This window comes from Clostridia bacterium, from assembly GCA_019683875.1.
In the GTDB taxonomy this organism is placed as follows: domain Bacteria; phylum Bacillota; class Sulfobacillia; order RBS10-35; family Bu92; genus Bu92.
The window spans coordinates 1-19892 of record JADGHN010000025.1; the positions used below are offsets into that span (position 1 = coordinate 1).

Annotated in this window: 21 protein-coding genes and 1 other RNA gene; 15 read left to right on the plus strand and 7 right to left on the minus strand. The window is 71.3% G+C overall.

The annotated features are described in order from the left end of the window. Positions 1-94 precede the first annotated feature (94 nt). Entirely contained in the window at positions 95-583 is a 489-nt protein-coding gene (locus IRZ18_03420) for a cytochrome c-type biogenesis protein CcmH (GenBank protein ID MBX5476157.1), read from the minus strand. 59 nt (positions 584-642) lie between these two features. Next, positions 643-1485 carry an inositol monophosphatase gene (locus tag IRZ18_03425; protein ID MBX5476158.1) on the minus strand — a complete coding sequence of 281 codons (843 nt, stop codon included), beginning with the start codon at positions 1483-1485 and terminating at the stop codon, positions 643-645. Between the two features lie 107 nt (positions 1486-1592). Here IRZ18_03425 and IRZ18_03430 point away from each other — a divergent pair, with 107 nt between their 5' ends. Genes IRZ18_03430 through IRZ18_03440 form a run of 3 tightly spaced genes read left to right on the plus strand, consistent with a single transcriptional unit; the run spans position 1593 to position 4958 of the window. Continuing rightward, positions 1593-3752, plus strand: coding sequence for a bifunctional (p)ppGpp synthetase/guanosine-3',5'-bis(diphosphate) 3'-pyrophosphohydrolase (locus tag IRZ18_03430; GenBank protein ID MBX5476159.1), 2160 nt, complete (start codon positions 1593-1595; stop codon positions 3750-3752). Then, positions 3752-4201, plus strand: a complete 450-nt coding sequence (locus IRZ18_03435) for a D-tyrosyl-tRNA(Tyr) deacylase (protein ID MBX5476160.1) — start codon at positions 3752-3754, stop codon at positions 4199-4201. Before IRZ18_03430 ends, IRZ18_03435 begins: the two co-directional genes overlap by 1 nt. A 40-nt stretch (positions 4202-4241) precedes the next feature. Continuing rightward, complete coding sequence (locus tag IRZ18_03440) at positions 4242-4958, plus strand: hypothetical protein (GenBank protein MBX5476161.1); 717 nt, start codon at positions 4242-4244, stop codon at positions 4956-4958. Positions 4959-5014: 56 nt separating this feature from the next. On the opposite strand, the gene IRZ18_03445 is transcribed toward IRZ18_03440, so the two are convergent. Next, positions 5015-5221, minus strand: a complete 207-nt coding sequence (locus tag IRZ18_03445; protein MBX5476162.1) for a DUF1657 domain-containing protein — start codon at positions 5219-5221, stop codon at positions 5015-5017. 134 nt (positions 5222-5355) lie between these two features. Here IRZ18_03445 and IRZ18_03450 point away from each other — a divergent pair, with 134 nt between their 5' ends. From IRZ18_03450 to IRZ18_03475, 6 genes are all read left to right on the plus strand, one after another. Continuing rightward, positions 5356-6318 carry a DUF421 domain-containing protein gene (locus IRZ18_03450; GenBank protein ID MBX5476163.1) on the plus strand — a complete coding sequence of 321 codons (963 nt, stop codon included), beginning with the start codon at positions 5356-5358 and terminating at the stop codon, positions 6316-6318. After that, positions 6308-6715: a hypothetical protein gene (locus IRZ18_03455; GenBank protein MBX5476164.1), complete on the plus strand. Its 408-nt coding sequence runs from the start codon at positions 6308-6310 to the stop codon at positions 6713-6715. The genes IRZ18_03450 and IRZ18_03455 overlap by 11 nt, the downstream gene beginning before the upstream one ends. Before the next feature lie 61 nt (positions 6716-6776). Next, positions 6777-8135, plus strand: coding sequence for a histidine--tRNA ligase (locus tag IRZ18_03460; GenBank protein MBX5476165.1), 1359 nt, complete (start codon positions 6777-6779; stop codon positions 8133-8135). 14 nt (positions 8136-8149) lie between these two features. Continuing rightward, positions 8150-9979: an aspartate--tRNA ligase gene (gene aspS / locus IRZ18_03465; protein ID MBX5476166.1), complete on the plus strand. Its 1830-nt coding sequence runs from the start codon at positions 8150-8152 to the stop codon at positions 9977-9979. A gap of 85 nt (positions 9980-10064) precedes the next feature. Next, positions 10065-10249: non-coding RNA, 6S RNA (gene ssrS / locus IRZ18_03470), on the plus strand. Positions 10250-10298: 49 nt separating this feature from the next. Next, positions 10299-11600 carry a hypothetical protein gene (locus IRZ18_03475; protein MBX5476167.1) on the plus strand — a complete coding sequence of 434 codons (1302 nt, stop codon included), beginning with the start codon at positions 10299-10301 and terminating at the stop codon, positions 11598-11600. Between the two features lie 98 nt (positions 11601-11698). Here the strand turns inward: IRZ18_03475 and IRZ18_03480 are convergent, their stop codons facing one another. The 4 genes from IRZ18_03480 to IRZ18_03495 all read right to left on the minus strand — a co-directional run bounded on the left by IRZ18_03480 (position 11699) and on the right by IRZ18_03495 (position 14399). Beyond that, positions 11699-12700, minus strand: coding sequence for a VanW family protein (locus IRZ18_03480; GenBank protein ID MBX5476168.1), 1002 nt, complete (start codon positions 12698-12700; stop codon positions 11699-11701). A gap of 93 nt (positions 12701-12793) precedes the next feature. Continuing rightward, positions 12794-13315, minus strand: coding sequence for a spore maturation protein (locus IRZ18_03485; protein MBX5476169.1), 522 nt, complete (start codon positions 13313-13315; stop codon positions 12794-12796). Continuing rightward, positions 13308-13922 (minus strand): spore maturation protein, encoded by a 615-nt coding sequence (locus IRZ18_03490; protein MBX5476170.1) that lies wholly within the window; start codon positions 13920-13922, stop codon positions 13308-13310. Before IRZ18_03490 ends, IRZ18_03485 begins: the two co-directional genes overlap by 8 nt. Before the next feature lie 30 nt (positions 13923-13952). Beyond that, positions 13953-14399 (minus strand): DUF441 domain-containing protein, encoded by a 447-nt coding sequence (locus tag IRZ18_03495; GenBank protein ID MBX5476171.1) that lies wholly within the window; start codon positions 14397-14399, stop codon positions 13953-13955. A gap of 129 nt (positions 14400-14528) precedes the next feature. Between IRZ18_03495 and IRZ18_03500 the strand changes: the two genes are divergently transcribed. The 6 genes from IRZ18_03500 to IRZ18_03525 all read left to right on the plus strand — a co-directional run. Then, the gene (locus IRZ18_03500; protein MBX5476172.1) at positions 14529-15359 is read left to right on the plus strand and encodes a DUF72 domain-containing protein; all 831 of its coding nucleotides are present in this window, start codon (positions 14529-14531) and stop codon (positions 15357-15359) included. Position 15360: 1 nt separating this feature from the next. Continuing rightward, on the plus strand, positions 15361-16197 hold the full coding sequence (locus tag IRZ18_03505) for a serine hydrolase (protein ID MBX5476173.1): 837 nt from the start codon (positions 15361-15363) through the stop codon (positions 16195-16197). After that, positions 16198-17265 carry a redox-regulated ATPase YchF gene (gene ychF, locus IRZ18_03510; GenBank protein ID MBX5476174.1) on the plus strand — a complete coding sequence of 356 codons (1068 nt, stop codon included), beginning with the start codon at positions 16198-16200 and terminating at the stop codon, positions 17263-17265. Between the two features lie 59 nt (positions 17266-17324). Continuing rightward, complete coding sequence (locus IRZ18_03515; protein MBX5476175.1) at positions 17325-18395, plus strand: hypothetical protein; 1071 nt, start codon at positions 17325-17327, stop codon at positions 18393-18395. Then, entirely contained in the window at positions 18392-19525 is a 1134-nt protein-coding gene (locus tag IRZ18_03520) for a nitrilase (GenBank protein MBX5476176.1), read from the plus strand. Before IRZ18_03515 ends, IRZ18_03520 begins: the two co-directional genes overlap by 4 nt. A 7-nt stretch (positions 19526-19532) precedes the next feature. After that, the coding region (locus IRZ18_03525) for a DUF2837 family protein (protein MBX5476177.1) at positions 19533-19892 on the plus strand (360 nt) is incomplete at its 3' end.

Consider the following 19892-nt stretch of genomic DNA (forward strand, 5'->3'; position numbering starts at 1 on the left):
TTTTAAAACCCCCCCGCCCCGGGGGGGCCGGTGTCGCCCCCCCCGGGGGCCGGGCGGCGGCCCCGGGGTCGCGGGGGCCGGCCCGCCGCGCTCGCTAGATAAACTCTCCCAATTCCGGCGGAAGCTCGTCGTCGCCGGCGTCCTCCGGGAGCCCGGCGGAAGGCGCCCCCCGTGCGGGCTCGGCCGGCGGCCGGCTCCGCGCGGTGAGCCAGCGCGCGGCCGCGACGCCGCCCACCGCCAGGAACGCGGCGGGCAAGAGCCAGACGGCGCTCAGCCACCCGCGCGCCGGGGGAGCGTTCAGGATCCAGTCGCCGTACTGCTGCCGGAAGTGGTCGAGAATGGCTTCCTCACTCTCGCCCTGGTCGACGAGCCGGGCGATCTCCTGCCGGATGGCCAGCGAGACGCTGCTGTCGGACTGCGCCACCGACTCGCCGTCGCAGACAGGGCAGCGCAGTTGCGCGGCGATGCGCTCGACGCGGTCCGCGGGGGACGGCGGCGTCGTCACCGCGGCGGCGACGACGGCCAAAAGCACGGCCAGAGCCGCGGCGGCCGCGAGCGCGGCAGGAGACGGCCGACGGATCATGGCGCACCCCCGGCCACTACCAAACCACACGGGACAGGGCGGCGCAAGCCGACGCCCGCCTAGGCCCCCGCGCGGGCCCGGGCGAGGACGGGGACAAGGTCCTTGTGCAGCCTCGGATTTGCGGCGACGATCGTGCGCTGGTCCAGCCGGAACGGCTCGCCCGTGATGGTCGTCACCACGCCTCCGGCTTCCTCGACCATGACCTGGCCCGCCGCCATGTCCCACGGCGAAAGGTGGATGTCCCAGCAGGCGCTGAGCCGGCCGGCCGCGACGTACGCGAGGTGCGTGGCGGCGGAGCCGAGCACGCGCACGTTCCGGCACACGCGCACGACTTCCATGATCGCGGCGCCGTTCGCCTCCCGCTCCGCGGGCGTGCTGGGGAGCGAGGCGCCGACGAGCGCCTCCGCCAGCGGGCGGTCGTCTACCGAGAGACGTTCGGCGGGCCCGTCCCCGCGTTGGAGGTGGCAGCCGCCGCCGCGCACGGCCCAGAACAGCTCGTCCGCGTTCGGGTCGTAGAAGACGCCCAGGAAGGGCCGCCCTTTGCGCACGAGCGCGATGGCCGTGCCGAAGTGGGGCAGGGTGTGGACGAAGTTCGCCGTGCCGTCGACGGGGTCGACCACCCACACGGCGTCCGCGGCGCGCCAGTCCTCGCCGGCGATCCAGCCGCCCTCCTCTCCGAGCACGGGAATGCCGGTGTCCTCCAGGTGCTGGCGGATGACGCGCTCGGTGTCCTCGTCGATCGCCGTGACGAGATCTCGCGGGTTCGCCTTGGTGCGAAGGTCCAGCGTGGCGTCACCCGCCTGGGCGGCAGCCCGGCGCCGGGACCGGGCCTGCCGGCCGGCGGCCTTCGCCGCCTCCACGGCGCGGGCGAGGAGCGCGTCGTCTGCGGTCGAGGAAGTCAAAATCTGTCGCCCCTTCGGGTCCGAGTTGGACGTACAATGCTATAATCAGCATTAAAATTTCATGCGGGAGAATCTGTGCCCACGGCGCGCTGCGGAGGTGAGCGGCGATGACGGTCGTCGAACTCGAAGACCGGGTGGCGCGGTACCAGCGCAACGCGGACCGCGACCTGATCGACCGCGCCTACCATTTTAGCCGCCGCGCGCACGAAGGCCAGAGGCGCCGCTCCGGCGAGGCGTACATCGAGCATCCGCTGGCCGTGGCCGGCATCCTCGCGGAGCTGGAGCTGGACGACGTCACCATCGCCGCGGCGCTCCTGCATGACGTCGTGGAAGACACGTCCGTCACCATCGAGGACGTGCGCCGCGAGTTCGGCGACGAGGTCGCGGAGCTCGTCGACGGCGTGACCAAGCTGGAGCGCCTGTCCTTCCGCTCCCACGCGGAGGAGCAGGCCGAGAACGTCCGCAAGATGTTCCTCGCCATGGCGCGGGACATCCGCGTCATCCTCATCAAGCTTGCGGACCGCCTCCACAACATGCGAACGCTCGCGGCCATGCCGCGGGAGAAGCAGATCAAGACGGCCCAGCAGACCCTGGAAATCTACGCTCCCTTGGCCGCGCGCCTGGGGATTTTTCGTGTCAAGTGGGAGCTGGAAGACCTGGCCCTGCGCTACCTGAAGCCGGAGGTCTACCGCGACCTGGCCCGGCGCATCCCGCAAAAGCGGGCGGAGCGCGAGGCCTACGCGCAGGTCATCATCGCGGCGCTCCGCGAGAAGCTGGAGGAGGCCGGCATCAAGGCGGACATCGACGGCCGCGCGAAGCACTTCTACAGCATTTACAACAAGATGCAGAAGGGCCGCGACCTGTCCGAGATCTACGACCTCGTCGCCGTCCGGGTCATCGTCAACGACATCCGCGACTGCTACGCGGTGCTCGGCATCGTGCACGCCATGTGGAAGCCCCTCCCGGGCCGGTTCAAGGACTACATCGCCACGCCGAAGCAGAACATGTACCAGAGCCTGCACACCACCGTGATCGGCCCTCATGGGGAACCGTTCGAGATCCAGATCCGCACGTGGGAGATGCACCGCACGGCCGAGTACGGCATCGCGGCGCACTGGCGGTACAAGGACGGCAAGACCGACCCGGACTTCGACAAGAAGCTCGCGTGGCTGCGCGAGGTCCTGGAGTGGCAGCGCGAGACGAAGGACGCCACCGAGTTCATGGAGAGCCTCAAGATCGACCTGTTCTCGGACGAGGTCTTCGTGTTCACGCCGCGGGGCGACGTGATCGGGCTGCCGACGGGCGCCGGGCCGCTGGACTTCGCGTACCGCATCCACACGGAGATCGGGCACCGCTGCGTCGGGGCGCGCGTCAACGGCCGCATGGTGCCGCTGGACACGGCGCTGCAAAACGGCGACATCGTCGAGATCATCACGCACCCGAACGGCCAGCCGTCGCTGGACTGGCTCAACCTCGTGAAGACCTCGACGGCCAAGAATCGCATCCGCCAGTGGTTCAAGCGCGCGCGCCGGGAGGAGAACCTGGAGCGGGGCAGGGAGCTCGTGCAGAAGGAGCTGCGCCGCCTGGGGCTCAACCCGGCTCAGGCGTGGAAGGACGAGTGGCTGGAAGAGGCCCGGAAGAAGCTCAACGTGCAGTCCGTGGAGGACATGCTCGTCGCGGTCGGGTACGGCGGCATCGGCGCGGCGCAGGTGGCGGCGCGTATCAAGGAGTGCCACCGCCGCGAGGAGCTGGCCGCGGCGCCGCTGGAGGCGCTCCAGCCGTCGCGCAAGGCCGAGTGGGGCAAGCCGTCGGGCGGCGTGCGCGTGAAGGGCATCGACAACGTGCTCGTGCGTTTCCCGCGGTGCTGCAATCCGGTGCCGGGGGACCGCATCGTCGGCTACATCACGCAGGGGCGGGGCGTGTCGATCCACCACGCCGGCTGCCCGAACGTGAACGAGCACCTGCGCCACCGCGACCGCCTCATCGAGGTTACGTGGGACGAGGTCGACGCCTCGTACTACCCGGTGGAACTGGCGATGGTCGGCGTCGACCGGCCCGGCCTGCTCTCCGACGTGGCGCAGGTGATCAGCGAGATCCGCGTCAACATCCTCTCGGCCTCGGCGCGCAGCAAGCACGACGGCACGGCGGTCATCGACGTCGTCCTCGCCGTGCGCGACCTGGATCAGCTCGACTACATCCGCCGGCGCCTCCTGAAGATCCGCGACGTGTACTCCGTGGAGCGCGCCGTGCACCGGGCGGCGCGCTGATGCGGGCGGTCGTGCAGCGCTGCTCGCGGGCGGAGCTGCGCGTCGGAGGGGAGCGGCGCGCGGCCATCGGGCCGGGATTCGTCGTGCTGGTCGGCGTCGCGACGGACGACACGCATGATGACGCCGACTACATCGCCGACAAGGTGGCGCACTTGCGCGTGTTCGAGGACGAGGACGGAAAGATGAACCGCTCCCTCCTCGAGGTGAACGGCGCGGCGCTCGTCGTGTCGCAGTTCACGCTGTACGGGGACGCGCGGCGGGGGCGACGGCCGTCGTTCATCGCGGCCGCCGGCGGCGAGACGGCGCGGTCGCTGTACCAGCGCGTGGCGGACAGGCTGTCGGAGCTCGGCGTCCACGTGCAGACCGGCGTGTTCGGGGCGCACATGGAGGTCGACTTCGTCAACGACGGCCCGGTGACCATCCTCCTCGACAGCCGCAAGACGTTCTGACTCGATCCGCCGAGGTTGTGACATTGGAGGCTGCAGCCACGTGTATCCCTGGATCGTGCTCGCCGTGACCACCGTCTTCGCCGTGCAGGTTTCCCGCCAGGCCCTGCGATCCCGCGCGCGCCACTCCGTCTTCTGGGCCGTGTCCCTGGTCATGGCGGCGCTCGCCACCGCCGCGTACATCGTGGCAGCGGGCGCCGGCAACCCGTGGGCGTTCCGCGTCTACTACGCCCTGGGGGCCGTCGCCATGGCGGCGTACATGGGGCTCGGCAGCCTGCACCTGCACTGGAGGCGCCACGCCTCGCGCGCCGCGAATGCGGTCACATGGCTTGTCGTCGCCGTCTCCGCCGCCGGCATCGGGCTGACCATGGTCCTGCCGGTGGACACGACGGAACTGCTGTTGCTGAACGGCGGACCCGGTACGGGCGTGATCCGCCACGAAGGGTGGCTCGGCGCCGTGTGGCTCGTGGACCTCATCCTGCTGAACACCTTCGGCGTGGCGGCGATGGTGCTCGTTGCGCTGGCGTCCGTGTTTCGGGCCTACGCCGCGGGCGCTCCCGCCGGCCTTGCCTGGGGAAATGGGCTCATCGCGGCCGGCGGCGTCATCCTGGGGCTCGCGGGCACGGCCGCGCGGGCGGGATTCCCGGGCGCGTTCTGGGTCACGATGGCGCTCGGCTGGGTGGCCGTCTACGCCGGTTTCCGCCTCGTCAACTCCACGCTGGCCCGGGAGCGCAGCGGCGCGGACGCCGCGGCGGGCTGACCCGCGGGCGGATCGCCGCCGCTCCCGCGGCGGGCCCCCTCCTCCGCGGGTGGCGGTCACGAGTCCTTGTATTGAGGCTCCTCCTCCTGAATCTGCTTCAACCGCGACTCCATCTGCTCGACGATCGCCTTCGCCTGCTGGGCGCATTCCTCGTACAGCCGCTTGGCCGCCTTGTTCTGCGTCTCCAGGGCGAACGACTCCAAGTTCGCCTGCGCGGACTTCAGGCTCGCGATCGTCTGCTTCACCTTGGTGCCGACGGTCATGACGTCGCCTCCCGTTCCCAGCATGAACCGGCCGCGAAGCGCCCATGCGGCGCACAATCTGGCCGCCGTCCCGGATGTTGGCATTCATGCCCCGGTGGGCGCGGGGCACTGTAATTCCTGGGAGCTGACGAGGATTGACGTTCTGGGACCGCGTCTTTTTCGAGTCCCCGGCCTTGCCGCTCCAGGGGTTCGTGATCCGCGCGGTCGTGTCGTACCTCTGGCTGCTGATGATGGCCCGGCTCATGGGCCAGCGCATGCTGGGCCGTCTGACGATGTTCGACCTCGTCGTGGCCATCGCCGTCGGCCAGATCGCCGCCTCGCCGAACACGACGCCCCAGTTCAGCCTCGTCGTCAACATGCTGGGCATCACCGTGTGGTCGCTGATGCACATCGCGATCAGCCGGCTCACGACCCACTTCCCCTCGCTGCGGCGCGTCTTCGCCGGCGAGCCGATCGTCGTCGTGCGCGACGGCCGCGTGCTGGAGCGCAACATGGCGCGCGCGGCGCTCACGTTCGACGACCTCATGGAGGAGCTGCGGCAGCGGCACGTGCCGAAGCTGGCCGACGTGGAATTCGCCGTGTTCGAGCCGAGCGGCAAGATCAGCGTCGTGCAGAAGGCGGACCGCCAGCCGGTCACGCCCAAGGACCTCGGCCTGCCCGTCAGCCAGGAGGGCATGCCGGCGATCGTCGTGCTGCGCGGGCGCGTGCTGGAGAAGACCCTTGAGGAGATCGGCCGCACGCAGGAGTGGCTGAAGGCGAAGCTCGCGGAGTACGGCGTGGACGACGTGCGGGATGTCGTCGTGGCCCAGGTCGACACCGAGGGGCGCCTGTACATCGACCTGCGCGAGGATTCGACCGAGAAGCCGAAAAGCACGGTGAAACCGGAGACGCTTGCCACCCTCCGCAAGGCGGCCGCGGATCTGCAGTCGTTTTCCCTCGATACGGAGGATCCCGGCGCGCGCGCCATGTACCGCGACCTCGCCGCCAAGCTCGAGGCCATGGTCCACCGCCTCGAGCCGCATCTGGCAAGCGGGGAGAAGGGCCCGGATCCGGAGGGCGACGGCCGCCAGGGGGAGGGGAATGCCGATGGGCGATGACCGCGCGCGGGCGTCCTTTCGGGGACGGCCGGCCAGCCGCGCCGTGCTTCTGGCCGCGGTCCTCGCGGCCGTGCTTCTCACGGGCGGCTGCGAGCTGGCGACGATGTTCCGCCATTACTCCGGCGATCACACGACGGAAGCCATTCTCGCGACGACGCACGCCGTGGAGGCCGGGGACTGGGACGAAGCCTACCGCAGGTACCGCCGGCTGGTCGAGATCTGGGACACCCACGACCGCCGCATCCTCCTTGAGGCCACGTTCCAGGGCCGTGACATCTTCGAAAGCGCGCTGGAGGTACTTGAGGAGGCCATCCTTCAGAAGGACACGCGGCAGGCGCTCTACACGCTGCGGGAGCTCAAGGCGGCGCGGCGCGACCTCGGCCCGGCGCTCCCCTGACGGGAGGGCGCCCGTCGAGGCGACTGTGCCCGCAAGGGGTCGACGCCATTGCGGCCGGGACATGCGGCCACGTATACTAGTGGGCGAATTCGCCAGGCGCCGCGCCGTCCGGCGCTTTCTGGTTTTTGGGGGTGTCGCATTGCTCACCTCGCGCCCGCGGGGCACCGCGGACATCGTCCCGCCGGAGAGTGCCCGCTGGCAGAGCCTCGAGGCCGTGGCTCGGGAAGTCTGCCGCCTCTACGGCTATGCCGAGATCCGCACGCCGACCTTCGAACACTCGGAGCTGTTCCACCGCGGGGTGGGCGACACCTCGGACATCGTGGAGAAGGAGACCTACACGTTCGAGGACCGCGGCAAGCGCAGCATCACGCTCCGCCCTGAGGGAACGGCGGGCGTGGTGCGCGCGTACCTGGAAAACGGCCTGCACAACCGTCCGCAACCGGTGAAGCTCTACTATCTCTCCCTCCCCATCTTCCGGTACGAGAAGCCGCAGGCCGGCCGCTTGCGGGAGCACCACCAGTTCGGGGTGGAGGCCCTCGGCAGCGACGATCCGCGCCTGGACGCGGAGGTCATCGCGCTGTCGCTGGAGTTCGTCCAGCGCGCCGGTCTGACGCAACTGGACCTGCACCTCAACAGCATCGGCTGCCCGGCCTGCCGCCCCCGCTACCGGGAAGCGCTGGTCGAGTACTATCGCAGCCACATCGAGGAAATGTGCGCCGACTGCCGCCGCCGGTTGGAGCGCAACCCGCTCCGCCTGCTGGATTGCAAGACGGACCGGGCACTGGCCGTGGCCGCGCCGCGCTCGCTGGACTTCCTCTGTGACGCCTGCCGCGACCATTTCAAGGGATTGCAAGCGGCGCTCCAGGCGCTGGGCATTCGCTTCACCGTGGACCCGACGTTGGTCCGCGGCCTCGACTACTACACGCGAACCGTCTTCGAGTTCACGCACGGCGCCCTCGGGGCGCAGAACGCGCTCTTCGGCGGCGGCCGGTACGACGGCCTTGCGGAGACGCTCGGCGGCCCGCACGTGCCCGGCGTCGGTTTCGGGCTGGGGATGGAGCGGCTCCTCGGCGCGCTGGCGGGCGAGGGGCGCCTGCCGGAGGCGGACGCGGGCGTCACGGCGTTCGTGATCGCCGCCGATGCCGCGAGGGCGCAGGCCCTGCCGCTCGTCCAGCGCCTGCGCGCGGCCGGCGTGTCGGCCGACACGGACTTCCTCGACCGCAGCTTCCGCGCCCAGTTCAAGGCGGCCTCGCGCTATCCGGCGCGCTTCGCCGTCATCCTGGGCGAGGAGGAGCTGTCCGCCGGCGCGGCGGCGGTCAAGGACCTGGAGACCGGCAGCCAGGAGACGGTCTCGCTTGACGATCTCGTGGAATACCTGCGACGGCGCGGCCCCCAGGGCGGCCAGGCGGCCGGCGCGTAAGCGGAGGAACGCGGATGGCACACGCGGAGTGGCAGCGCACCGTCTGGTGCGGCGAAGTTTCGGAGGAGATGGCGGGCCAGCCCGTCACGATCAACGGCTGGGTGCAGCGCGTGCGCGACCACGGCAGCCTTCTTTTCGTGGACGTGCGCGACCGCACGGGCATCGTGCAGGTCACCTTCGATGCCGCCCGCACTCCTGAGGCGTTCCGGACGGCGAGGGAATTCCGTTCGGAGTACGTCGTCAGCGTGAGCGGGACGGTTCGGCTGCGCGCGCCTGACGCCGTCAACCCGAAGATGAAGACGGGGACGGTGGAGATCGAGCCGTCGCGCGCGCTCATCCTGAGCGAGGCGAAGACCCCGCCCTTCTACATCGAGGAGGGCGTCGACGCCGACGAGCTGCTCCGCCTGCGCTACCGCTACCTGGACCTGCGGCGCCCGGACATGCAGCGCAACCTTGCGCTTCGCCACCGCTTCGTGAAGGCTGTGCGCGACTGGTTCGACGCCCACGGCTTTTACGAGATCGAGACGCCCATGCTCACGCGCTCCACGCCGGAAGGCGCGCGCGACTTCCTCGTGCCGAGCCGCCTGCAACCCGGCTCGTTCTACGCCCTGCCGCAGTCGCCGCAGCTCTTCAAGCAGCTGCTCATGGTCTCGGGGTTGGAACGGTACGTGCAGATCGTCCGGTGCTTCCGGGACGAGGACCTGCGCGCCGACCGCCAGCCGGAGTTCACTCAGATCGATGTGGAAATGTCCTTCGTCACGGCTGAGGATGTGATGACCCAGATCGAGGCGATGCTCGCCGCCGCGTTCCGCGCGGTGGGCAAGGACGTGACGACGCCCTTCCCGCGCATGGACTTCGCCACGGCGATGGCGCGCTACGGCTCCGACAAGCCCGACCTGCGCTTCGGGCTGCCCATCGTGGACGTCACCGACATCGCCGCGGAGAGCGAGTTCGGCGTGTTCCGGGAAACAGCGGCGAAGGGCGGCGTGGTGCGCGGCATCGCCGTGCCCCCGGGAGCCACGCTTTCCCGCAAGGACATCGACGGCCTGGCCGAGGAGGCCAAGAGCCGGGGCGCAAAGGGCCTGGCCTGGCTCGCCTTTGACGCTGACGGGCTGCGAGGGCCCGTCGCGAAGCACGTCGGCGGCGTGGCCGCGGCGCTGCAAGCTCGGCTGGAGGCGGAGCCGGGGAGCGTCGCCCTGTTCGTCGCGGACGAGGAGGCCGTGGCGGCGGAGGCGTTGGGGCACCTGCGGCTCGTGCTGGGCCGGCGCCTGAACCTTGTCGCTGGAGCGGGCGACGCGTTCCTCTGGGTGACGGACTTCCCGATGTTCGAGTGGAACGCGGACGAGCGGCGCTGGGAGGCGCGCCACCACCCGTTCACGTCGCCCGTGGAGGCGGACCTGCCCCTGCTGGAGACCGACCCGGCCCGCGTGCGCGCGCAGGCGTACGACCTCGTCTGGAACGGCGTGGAGATCGGCGGCGGCAGCATCCGCATCCACCGCCGGGACGTCCAGGAGCGCGTGTTCCGCTGCTTGGGCTTCTCGAAGGAAGAGGCGCAGGCGAAGTTCGGCTTCCTTCTCGACGCTTTCGAGTACGGCGTGCCGCCGCACGGCGGGATCGCGTTCGGCCTGGACCGTCTCATCATGATGCTGGCCGGCGCGGACTCGCTGCGCGACGTCATCGCGTTCCCGAAGACGGCGCGCGGCGCCGATCCGTTGACGGGAGCGCCGGCGCCGGTTGACCCGCGCCAACTGGAGGAACTCGCCATTCGATCCGTGGCCGGCGAGGAATCGGGGCGCGCGAGCGCGCGCGCCTCTGGCGGGAGCGGCGCGGCCGGGACGGCCTGACCCCGCCGCCTGTCATTCGCTTCCGGCTGCCGGCACGCATGGCCGCGTCGTACAATGAAGCAAACTGAACTGCGCGCCCTTCGGGCGCACCCTGCTGTGTGCGTGACGTAGCCGATTTTTGTTTTGAACCAACACCAAAACAAAGGGAGCCTGGACTCCGTCCGGGGCGGGCAGGCCGCGAACCACGGCGGAAGCCTTGAACCGGCGGGAGGGCACCCACCTGCCAGGGGCAGGTTTGAAACAATCGGCGCACGGCACGGTGGGGTCTGGATTGCGCGAACGCGCCCGGCAGGGCGCGTTTCGTGTTACAAAGGGAAGTATGAGGCGTTACTGGGCCCTCTTCATTCCGCTCTCGATTTCGGACATGGTCATGATTTCCTCGGGGCCCATCCTGGCGGCGGGGCTCAGCCGGCTCGCCCACCCGGAAGTGTCCCTGGCGGCGTACGGCGTGGCGGAGAGCGTCGCGATCCTCTTCGAGAGCCCGATCATCATGCTCCTCCACGCGACCACCGCGCTGGCCCGCAGCCGGCCCGCTTTCGACTCGATCTTCCGCCACATGCTCGTCCTCGACGCCGTGTTGACGGCGCTCACGTTCGCCTTCGGGTTCGTGGATCCGCTGTACGGGCTCCTGTTCGGCACCATCCTCGGCCTGCCGCCGGACGTGGCCGCGGCGGCCCACCCGGCGTTCCAGGCGATGCTCCTCTGGCCGGCCGCCATCGGCTGGCGGCGCGTGTTCCAGGGCGCCCTCATCCGGCACCGCCGCACGGCGCCGGTGGCGTGGGCCAGCTTCGGCCGCCTGGCGACGCTTGCGCTCGTGGTGGCGCTCGGCGTGTGGCGCGGCGCGGACGGGGCGCTCGTCGCCGGCGTGGCGCTGGGCCTCAGCGTGATCGTCGAGGCCGCGTTGGTGACCGTCTTCGCGCGGCCGGCGATCGCCGGCCGGTGGGAGGAGGAGCCGGGCCGCCCGCTGCCCTGGCCGGAATTCTGGTCGCTCTACTGGCCGCTGGCCTCGACCAGCATTCTCATCTTCGCGGGCAAGCCGCTGCTGAGCTCGGGTCTCGCGCGCACGCACGACGCCGCCCAGGCGCTGGCGCTGTGGCCGGTGGTCTGGACGAGCACGCTGCTGCTCGCGAACGGGACGCGCATGGTGCAGCAGATCAGCATCACCCATGTCGTCGACGCAGAAAGCCTGAAGTCCGTCGGCCGGTTCGCCTGGAGCGTGGCCGCCGCCTTTGCCGGATCGTTGCTCCTCGTGGCCTGGACGCCGCTCGCGGAGGTCTACCTCAAGAGCGTCGTGGGACTGCCGCCGGCGCTCGTGCCCGCCGCGGGGACCACGCTCCGCATCCTTTCGGTTCTTCCGCTCGCCGTGTCCGTCGAGAACTGGCTGCAGGCCCACCTCGTCCGGGACGGCCGCACGCGTCCGGTGAACGTCGGCGCGCTCTTGAACGTGGGCGGGATGGTCGCGCCGCTGTTCATCCTGGCCCGGTGGTGGCCGCGCCCGGGCGCGGAGCTGGCGGCGCTGGCGGTGCTCGCCGGCTACGCCGTCGAGCTTCTCTGGCTCTATCGCCGGACGCGGCCGATCGTGCAGCGCTTCGCGGACGCGCCCGCAACGGTGTCCGCATGACCCCGGGCCGGGGTCGCGGTCGATGACCGTCGCGCTTCAGGGCGGCCGCGGCCCGAACGCCGGGCCGGCCGCGCGCGTCTTCCGATTCGCCGCCGCGCCTACGGACCGCTCGCGATGACCTGCGGGCTGGCCCGGTAGGTGTCGATGCCCAGGTCCCGCACTTCCTCCCGGTCCGGCCAGTGGACGATGACCCAGCTGTGCACCCGCACGCCGTCCTGGCCGGCGGCCACGGTCTTCCGGATCCCGCTCGGCAGTTGCGGGTCGGTCGTGTGCACCACGGACTTCGAGTACGTGGCGAGGATCTCGTGGCGCCACGTGACCTTCGGGGGCGGCTGCGCGCCGTAGAGGCTCACCGTCAGCCACCGGTCCTGCGCGGCGGCGCGGATGAGGATCGGCGCCGGCGTGTTGTTCCGGAAGCGGAAATCGAGTCCGTATGTGTCCGTCACGGTCGCGTCCTGGCCGGGCGGCAGGTACGGGACCGTCAATCCGTGGGCGTGCCGCTCGACGACCTCCAGGTTCGCGAGGATCACGGCGTTGTAAAGCGTCGACGCCCCCTGGCAGACGCCGCCGCCGATGGACGGCACGATGCGCGTGCCCACGAACATCCGCCCCATGCCGAAGCCGTTCTCTTTCGTGTACGGCCCCACGATGCGGTTGTACGAGAACACCTCGCCCGGCAGCACGATGGTCCCGTTCAGGCGCCGGGCGGCGAGCGCGATGTTGTCCGCCTGGCTCGGGGTGGCGTGCGTGAAGCGGGTGCTGTACGTCCCGATGAGGTACGGGATGTCCATGTCGAGAAGGCGGTGCGACAGCGCGGCGTCGTCAGGGATGAAGACGCCGTGCGCGTCCTCAGGGCGCCGTGCCGCCGGCGCCCCCGCGGCGTTTGCCACGCCCGTCATGCCCTGTTCAGCCTGCGCAGCTTCCGGCGGCGTCGGAAGAACGGCGGGTCCGGGCGCTGCGTGCAGCGGCGCGGACGGGGCGCGTGCGGGGCGTTCCACCGCGCCGTCGCGCCGGGCCGGCGCACCGGCCGCCCACGTCATGGCCGCCACGCACAGCATCGATGACGCGATCGCCACCGCCCACCGCCCGCGACGCGTCATGCGACGCACCCCCGCGCTTAAGGTGAACGCGACGGAAGGCGCGCATACGGACGACTTGCTGCCATCTGCCGAGTCGACGTCGTCCCTGGACCGTCAACCCCAGAACGCGTGCGAGACCCAAACCGCGGCGACAAAGCCGACGGCGTCGCCCAGGAGGCAGAACGCGAGCGCGGGACCGCTCCGCTTGATGCCGACCGCGCCCAGGTACACGCTCAACACGTAAAACGTCGTCTCGCTGCTGCCCTGCATGACCGAAGCCAGCCGGCCGATCAGCGAATCGGGTCCGTATTCGTCCAGCAGGCTGACGAGGTAGCCGAGCGCCGCCGAACCGGAGAGCGGCCGCATCAGCGCCAGCGGCACGACGGGCGCGGGGATGCCGACGAGCGCCAGCCACCCGCCCAGCGCGTGCGCCGCGGCGTCAAGCGCGCCGCTCGCGCGAAAGACGCCGATGGCGACGTAGATCGCCAGCACGTGCGGAAAGATGTTGTAGACGAGTTGAAGCCCTTCCCGCGCCCCTTCGAGAAACGTCTCGAAGAGGTCGATGCGGCGCGCCAGCCCGGCGACGACCGACGCGGCGATGAAGACGGGCAGGACCCACGTCGCGAACTCAGCCACGGCGGCGGTCCCTGCCGGTGCCGGGCCCCGGCGGCAGCGTGCGCCGCCAGACCTGCGTGGCGATCAGCACGGCGACCATCGACGCGCCCGTGACGATCATCGCCGGCCCCGCGATCTCGGCCGGATGGTGCGACCCGGCCGCGGCGCGGACGGCGATGGTCGTCGCGGGCAGGAGGCTGATCGCGGCGCTGTTGATGGCGAGAAACGTCACCATGGCGGGAGAGGCGGTGTCCCTGCGGGGATTCAGCTCCTGCAACTCCCGCATGGCCTTGAGCCCGAACGGCGTCGCCGCGTTGCCGAGCCCGAGCGTATTCGCCGCCATGTTCATGACGATGGCGCCCATCGCCGGGTGCTGCGGCGGCACGTCGGGGAAGAGCCGCCCGAAGAGGGGGGCCATCGCGCGCGCGAGGAGGTCGATCAGACCCGCGCGCTCCGCGATGCGGCTGATGCCGAACCACACGGCGACGATGCCCGCGAGTTGGATGCTTGTCTGCACGGCGGCGCCGCCCTGGGACATGAACGCGCCCGTCACGTCGCCCAGGCGCCCGTGGGCGGCGCCGTACGCGAGGCCGCCGAGCAGCAGCGCGACCCAGATCGCGTTGACCATGTCGTCCCCCCTTCGCTCGTTTCCCGACGTTCACTGGAAGAGGCGCAGAACCAGCGCCGTGACGCCGGCCGCGATGATCGGGCCCGTCGGCACGCCGGACATCAGGGCCGTGCCGACGATCGTGCCGACCACAAGCGCCACCAGGATCTGCGGGTTCGCGTCCATGTAGCGCACGCCGAAGCGGCCCACCCAGCTTCCCGCGGCGCTGACGATCACCGCGGTGAGGCCCGACACGCTGACGAGGTCCCGGAAGAAGTGCCTCCAGTCGAGCTGGTCCATCGCCACCGGCACGAGCACGGCGAGGATCAGGAAGACGTACCCCACCGTCAGCCCGTAGCGCATGAGCCACGCGAAGGCAGCGTCCGCCTGGCCGAGCTTCAAGAGCAGGAGGATGCAGGCCGACCCGGCGACGATGGCGTTTCGCGCCATCAGCCCGAGGAGCAGCACGCCGACCAGGACGATCGTGCCCTCGCTCATCGCGCGCCTCCTGGGAGCACGCTTATTCACCCCGGAGGGGAATCATCACCGCGTCGCCCGCAGGAACGGCGGCGGTGTCCCGAGAAGTGGAGCGACCCGGGCACCCGCGCGGGCAGGGGAGGTGCGCAGGTGGGAGAGATCCTCGTCGGCACGTGCGCGTGGAGCGACCACGAAGGGTTCTATCCGGAAGGCCTGCCGCCGGCCCAGCGAATCACGTACTACGCCGAGCACTTTCGGCTCGTCGAGGTCGACAGCACCTATTACCACATGCCGGCGGAGCGCAACTTCCGGCTGTGGAACGAGCGGACGCCCGCCCACTTCCGCTTCGACGTGAAGGCGTACCGCGGCATGACGAAGCACGACCGCGACGCCGAGCGCACGGGCCGCGACGCCATGCCGCTCGACCTGATGTTCGAGCGCTTCGCGTCCGCGCTCTCGCCCATACGCGACAGCGGCAAGCTGCGCGCCGTGCTCCTGCAGTTCCCTCCGTGGTTCGTCTGCCGGGAGTCGCACTACGACTACCTTCTGTACGCCCGGCGCATGCTGTCCGGGTTCACGCTCGCCGTCGAATTTCGTCACCGCTCTTGGTTCCGGGACGAGAACCGCTCGCGGACGCTGCGCTTCCTGGAGCGGCACGAGTTCGTCCACGTGATCGCGGACGAGCCCCAGGTCGGCGAGGGGTGCGTGCCGCTCGTGCCGGTCGTCACGCACCCGGACCTGGCCATCGCGCGCCTTCACGGGCGGAACGCCGCGACGTGGTACCGCAAGGGGGGCTCCTCGGGCGAGCGCTTCCGGTACCGGTATAACGAGCAGGAACTTGAGGAGTGGGCGCGCACTGCGGAGCGCCTGGCGGCGCAGGCCCGGGAGGTCCACGTGCTCTTCAACAACAACTTCGGCGACTACGCCGTGACGAACGCTCAGGAACTGAAAGCGCTTCTTCTGGGAGCTGGAGGAGTCTGACATGGCATTCGCGTCATGGCTCGGCGAGGCCGTCGCCCGTGCGGCGGCGGGCTTCAGCGGGCACCTCAGCGTCTTCGCGCGCGACCTGCGCGACGGCGCCACGTTTGAACTCGACGCCGACCGCGTCGGCGAGACGGCGAGCATGATCAAGGTGCCGATTCTCGTCGCCCTCTGGGAGGCCATCGAGGCCGGGCGCCTCGGCTGGCACGACGTCGTCCGCGTCAACCCCGCGAACCGGACGACGGGATCCGGCGTCCTCGCGGATCTTGAGGACGGCGTCCAGCTGCGCATCTGCGACCTCGCCACGCTCATGATCGTCGTCAGCGACAACGTGGCCACGAACGAGCTGATCGACCGCGTCGGGCTGGAGGCGGTCAACCGCGCCATGGAGCGGCGCGGCCTGCGGGCGACGCGGCTCCACAAGAAGCTCTACTGGGACATCCCCGGCGAGCTCGGCACGACGACGCCGCGGGAGATGGCCACGCTCATGGAGTCCATCCACGCGCGCCGCTGCGTGTCCCGGCGCGCCGACGAGGCGATGGTCGCGATCCTGGAGCGCCAGCACTACAACTCGGCGCTGACCCGGCTCCTCCCGTATTCCCTGGTGTCCGAGGAAGGGGGTCGCCCGCCGGCCGTGCGCGTCGCCTCCAAGAGCGGTTCGCTCGACGGCGTCCGCAACGATGCCGGCATCGTGCGGACGCCATGGGGGGACTACGTCGTCGCCCTCATGACGGACGGCGCCCTCGATCCGCGCTATCACGTCGACAACGAGGCGATGTGGTTGCTTCCTCGCGTCTCCCGCGCCATATTGGAAGCGTTTCGCGAGGAGGGTGCGTGAGTGCAACTCGGACTCATCGGCCTGCCGGCGACCGGCAAGTCCACGCTGTTCCGCCTGCTCACGGGCATCGCGCCGTCCGGGCGGGACCGCCAGCCCGTCGGCGTCGCGGCCGTGCCGGACCGCCGCCTGGACGCGCTCGCGGAGATGTTCCATCCCCGGAAGGTCACGCCGGCCACGCTGCAGCTGACGGAGCTTCCCGGCTTCGTGCCCGGCGAGAGCGACCGGGCGAAGCTGAACGAATTCTTTGAGGGAATTCGAAAGAGCGACGCCCTTCTGGTCGTCGCCCGCGCGTTCGACGACCCGACGGTGGCCTTCGTGAAGGATTCCATCGATCCCGCGCGCGACGTGCGCGAGCTGGAAGAGGATCTCCTGCTGGCCGATCTCGACCGCGTGGAGACGGTGGCCGCGCGGCTTGCCAAGAACCACCGCCGCAGCGCGGAGGAGGAGCGCGTCTTCCAGCTGTTGCTGCGGTGCCGGGAGGCGCTGGAGGCCGAGCGGCCGCTCAGGGACCTGGGGCTCGCGGAGGATGAGCTGGCCGCCCTGCGCGGGTACGCGCTTTTGACGGTCAAGCCGATGATCATCGCCGTCAACGTCGGCGAGGACCACCTGCGCGGAGGCGACTACCCCGGGCGCGCCGCCCTGGAGGCGTACGCGTCCGAGCGCGGCCTGACGCTCGTCACCTTTTCCGCCGCCGTGGAGGCGGAGATCGCGGAGCTCGACGCGGAGGAGCGCGCGGCGTTCATGGCGGAGTACGGGCTGGAGGCGCCGGGCGTGGAACGGCTGGCGCGCGCCGCGTACGCCGCGCTCGGCCTGATCTCGTTCCTCACCGCCGGCGAGGACGAGGTGCGCGCCTGGCCGATCCGCCAGGGGACGGTCGCGCGCGACGCGGCCGGCAAGATCCACAGCGACATCGCGCGCGGGTTCATCCGCGCCGAGGTCGTGGCCTTCGACGACCTCGTCCGCTGCGGATCCCTCAAGCGCGCGAGGGAAGAAGGCCTGCTGCGGCTCGAGGGCAAGGACTACGTCGTCCAGGACGGGGACGTCATCAGTTTCCGCTTCAACGTCTGACGCTCTTGTCGCCGGCCGGAGGCGCGGCGGGGTCGCGTCCCCGCGCGGGAGGTGGCGCAATGCCGGGTGAGGCGTGGAAGGTCGCCGCTCTGCAGTTTCCCCTGCCGGAACGAGGGGAGGGCGAAGGCGACCGCGCCGCTTGGATGGACGAGCTCCACCGGCGGCTGGCCGCGGCGAAGGAGGCGGGGGCCGACTTCGTCGTGCTGCCGCCGGGCGCCGGCGCCGGACCGGACGGCGTCCCCGCGCTGGCCGCGTGGGCGCGGGCGACCAGAGATCCCCGCCGCCTTCGGAAGAACGCGCCGCCGGAGGACGCGTGGGAACGTTACTGCCTGGCCGGGTCGAGGCTCGCTCGCGACCATGGCGTGCACCTCGTGCCGGGCAGCGTCGTCGTGCCGTCCGACGGGGGCTGGCTGCACGCCGCCGGGCTCTTCGCGCCGGACGGCGAGTTGCTCGGCTGGCAGGCGCAGGGGCACTGGCCGGTCGACGCGATCGCCGCGGGCTGGCGCCCCTCCGCGGAGCTGCGCCTCATCGAATGCCGGGGGCGCGCCGTGGCGCTCCTTCTCGGCCACGACGCGCTCATGCCGGAAGGCTTCCGCCTGGCCGAGCGGCTCGACGCGGACCTCGCCGTGGCGCTCACCGCGTGGCCGGTGCCGTACAACCCGTGGCGCCAGGTGGCGACCGTCTGGTCCAACGTGCAGCAGACGCAGGTCCCGTGCGTGGAGGCCTGCCTGGTCGGGCCGGTGCGTGGGCACCTGTACGCGGGGCACAGCGCCGTGTACGGGCCCTGCGAGGGCACGCCGGGGGAGACCGGCTGGTACGCCCAGGCCGACGAGGCCATGGGGGACGCCGTCGTGATCGCGACGCTCAAGTGGGACGTCCTCGAGCGGGTGCGGCGGGACTATCCGATCGCGCGCCACCTCAACCCCGCACTGTACCGGCGCCATTTCGCGGCCGCGTACCCGTCGCGGGTGCGGGCCCAAGGGCGGGGTACGGGAGCGGCGCCGGACGGCGAGCGCGGCGACGGCGCGGGCGCGCAGGAGGCCGTCGCAGGCGCGCCGGGAGACATCGTGCGCCACTCGCATCGCGGCCGCGGCGCCGGGCCGGCCCCGGATGGGGAGGGGCGGCCGTGAGGCGCGCGCTGCTGGAAGCGGCCGCGAGGGCCGCGGCCTCGCGGGCGCGGGAGGCCGTCGTGCAGCGCGAGGTGGCGCGCGCCGTCGCCGCGCTCCCGGCCGATGTCCAGCGCGACGCGCGCGACCGCCGGAACCGCTACCTGGACTGGACCGTGCGCGCGGACGATGCGAGGGAACCGGCCGTCGCCCGGCTGCGCGTGGCGGCGGTGCAGATGGAGCTGCGCCCGGAGCCCACCCCGGGCCACTTCGTGCGCCACGTGTTCGAGCTCGGCGTGCTCGCCGCGCGGACGGGCGCCGAGCTGATCGTGTTCCCGGAAGACGTCGCCACGGGCCTCACGGCGCTGCTGCCGGGGTTCGGGCTCCTGCAGCGCGCGGGCGCCCCGGAACGGGCGGCGCAGGCGGGCGGCGGCGTGTCGGTGGCGGAGGTGTTCGCCGAGCTGGGTCCCGCCGTCGGCACCGTGTACCGCGTCGCCTTCTCCGCCCTCGCCGAGGCCCTCGGCGCCTACGTGGTCGCCGGGACGGCCAACCTGCCCGTGGCGGACGGCCGCGTGCTCAACCTCGCGCACGTCTTCGCCCCGGACGGCCGCCTGCTTCTGCGCCAGCCGAAGCTGCACCTCTTCCCGTACGAGGCCGAGTGGGGCATCCAGGCGGGCGCCGAGCTGCGCGTCTTCCCCACGCCGTGGGGCACGGTCGCGGCGCCCGTGTGCATGGACGCGACGTACTTCGAGACGGCGCGCATCGCCAGGGGGCTGGGCGCGGATCTCCTGTGCTTGCCGATCGCGAATCCGGAGGCGTACCATCTGTGGAAGGCCCGCCGCGGCGTATGGGGCCGCGCTCAGGACGCCGGGGTGTACGCCGTCCAGAGCGCGCTCGTCGGCGACTTCATGGGACTCCGCCTGGAAGGGCGCAGCGCCGTCTACGCGCCGCTGGACCTTTCGCCGGCCGGCGACGGCGTGATCGCGGAGGCCGAGGACGCGCGAGCGGAGACGGTCGTCAGCGCGGTGCTCGACGTCGAACGGCTGCGCGCCTGGCGCGCGCAGCAGCCGGTCGTGGACGCGCCCGGGTGGTGGCGCGCCTTCCCGGACGCGTACGACCGACCCTCGCCGCGCCGCGAAAGAAATCCGAGGTGACACGAGACTGACCCGCCTCACGGCCGTCTTGCTGCTGACGGCGATCATCCATGCCATCGACGCGCTCTCGTACTCCGTCCGGCCGGCGGGCGTGCGCACGGGCAGGCTGGCCCTGGCCCTCTCCCTGTTCAACGTCATCGCCCTGGCGTCGCGTTCGGCGAACCTGGTTCAGGCGCCGCTGCTCGGGAGCCTCGTCGACTTCGCCATCCAGCACGGGGACGTCGCCCGCCTGCGCGCCGACTTCCGCGACGTGCTCCTCGCCGCCACGGTCGGGGCCATCGTGGGCGCCGCCGCCATTCCGACGTTCGTCCGCGTGTTCACGCGCGGCATTCTCGCGTTCGAGGCCGCCGGCTCCGTCGGCTCCCTG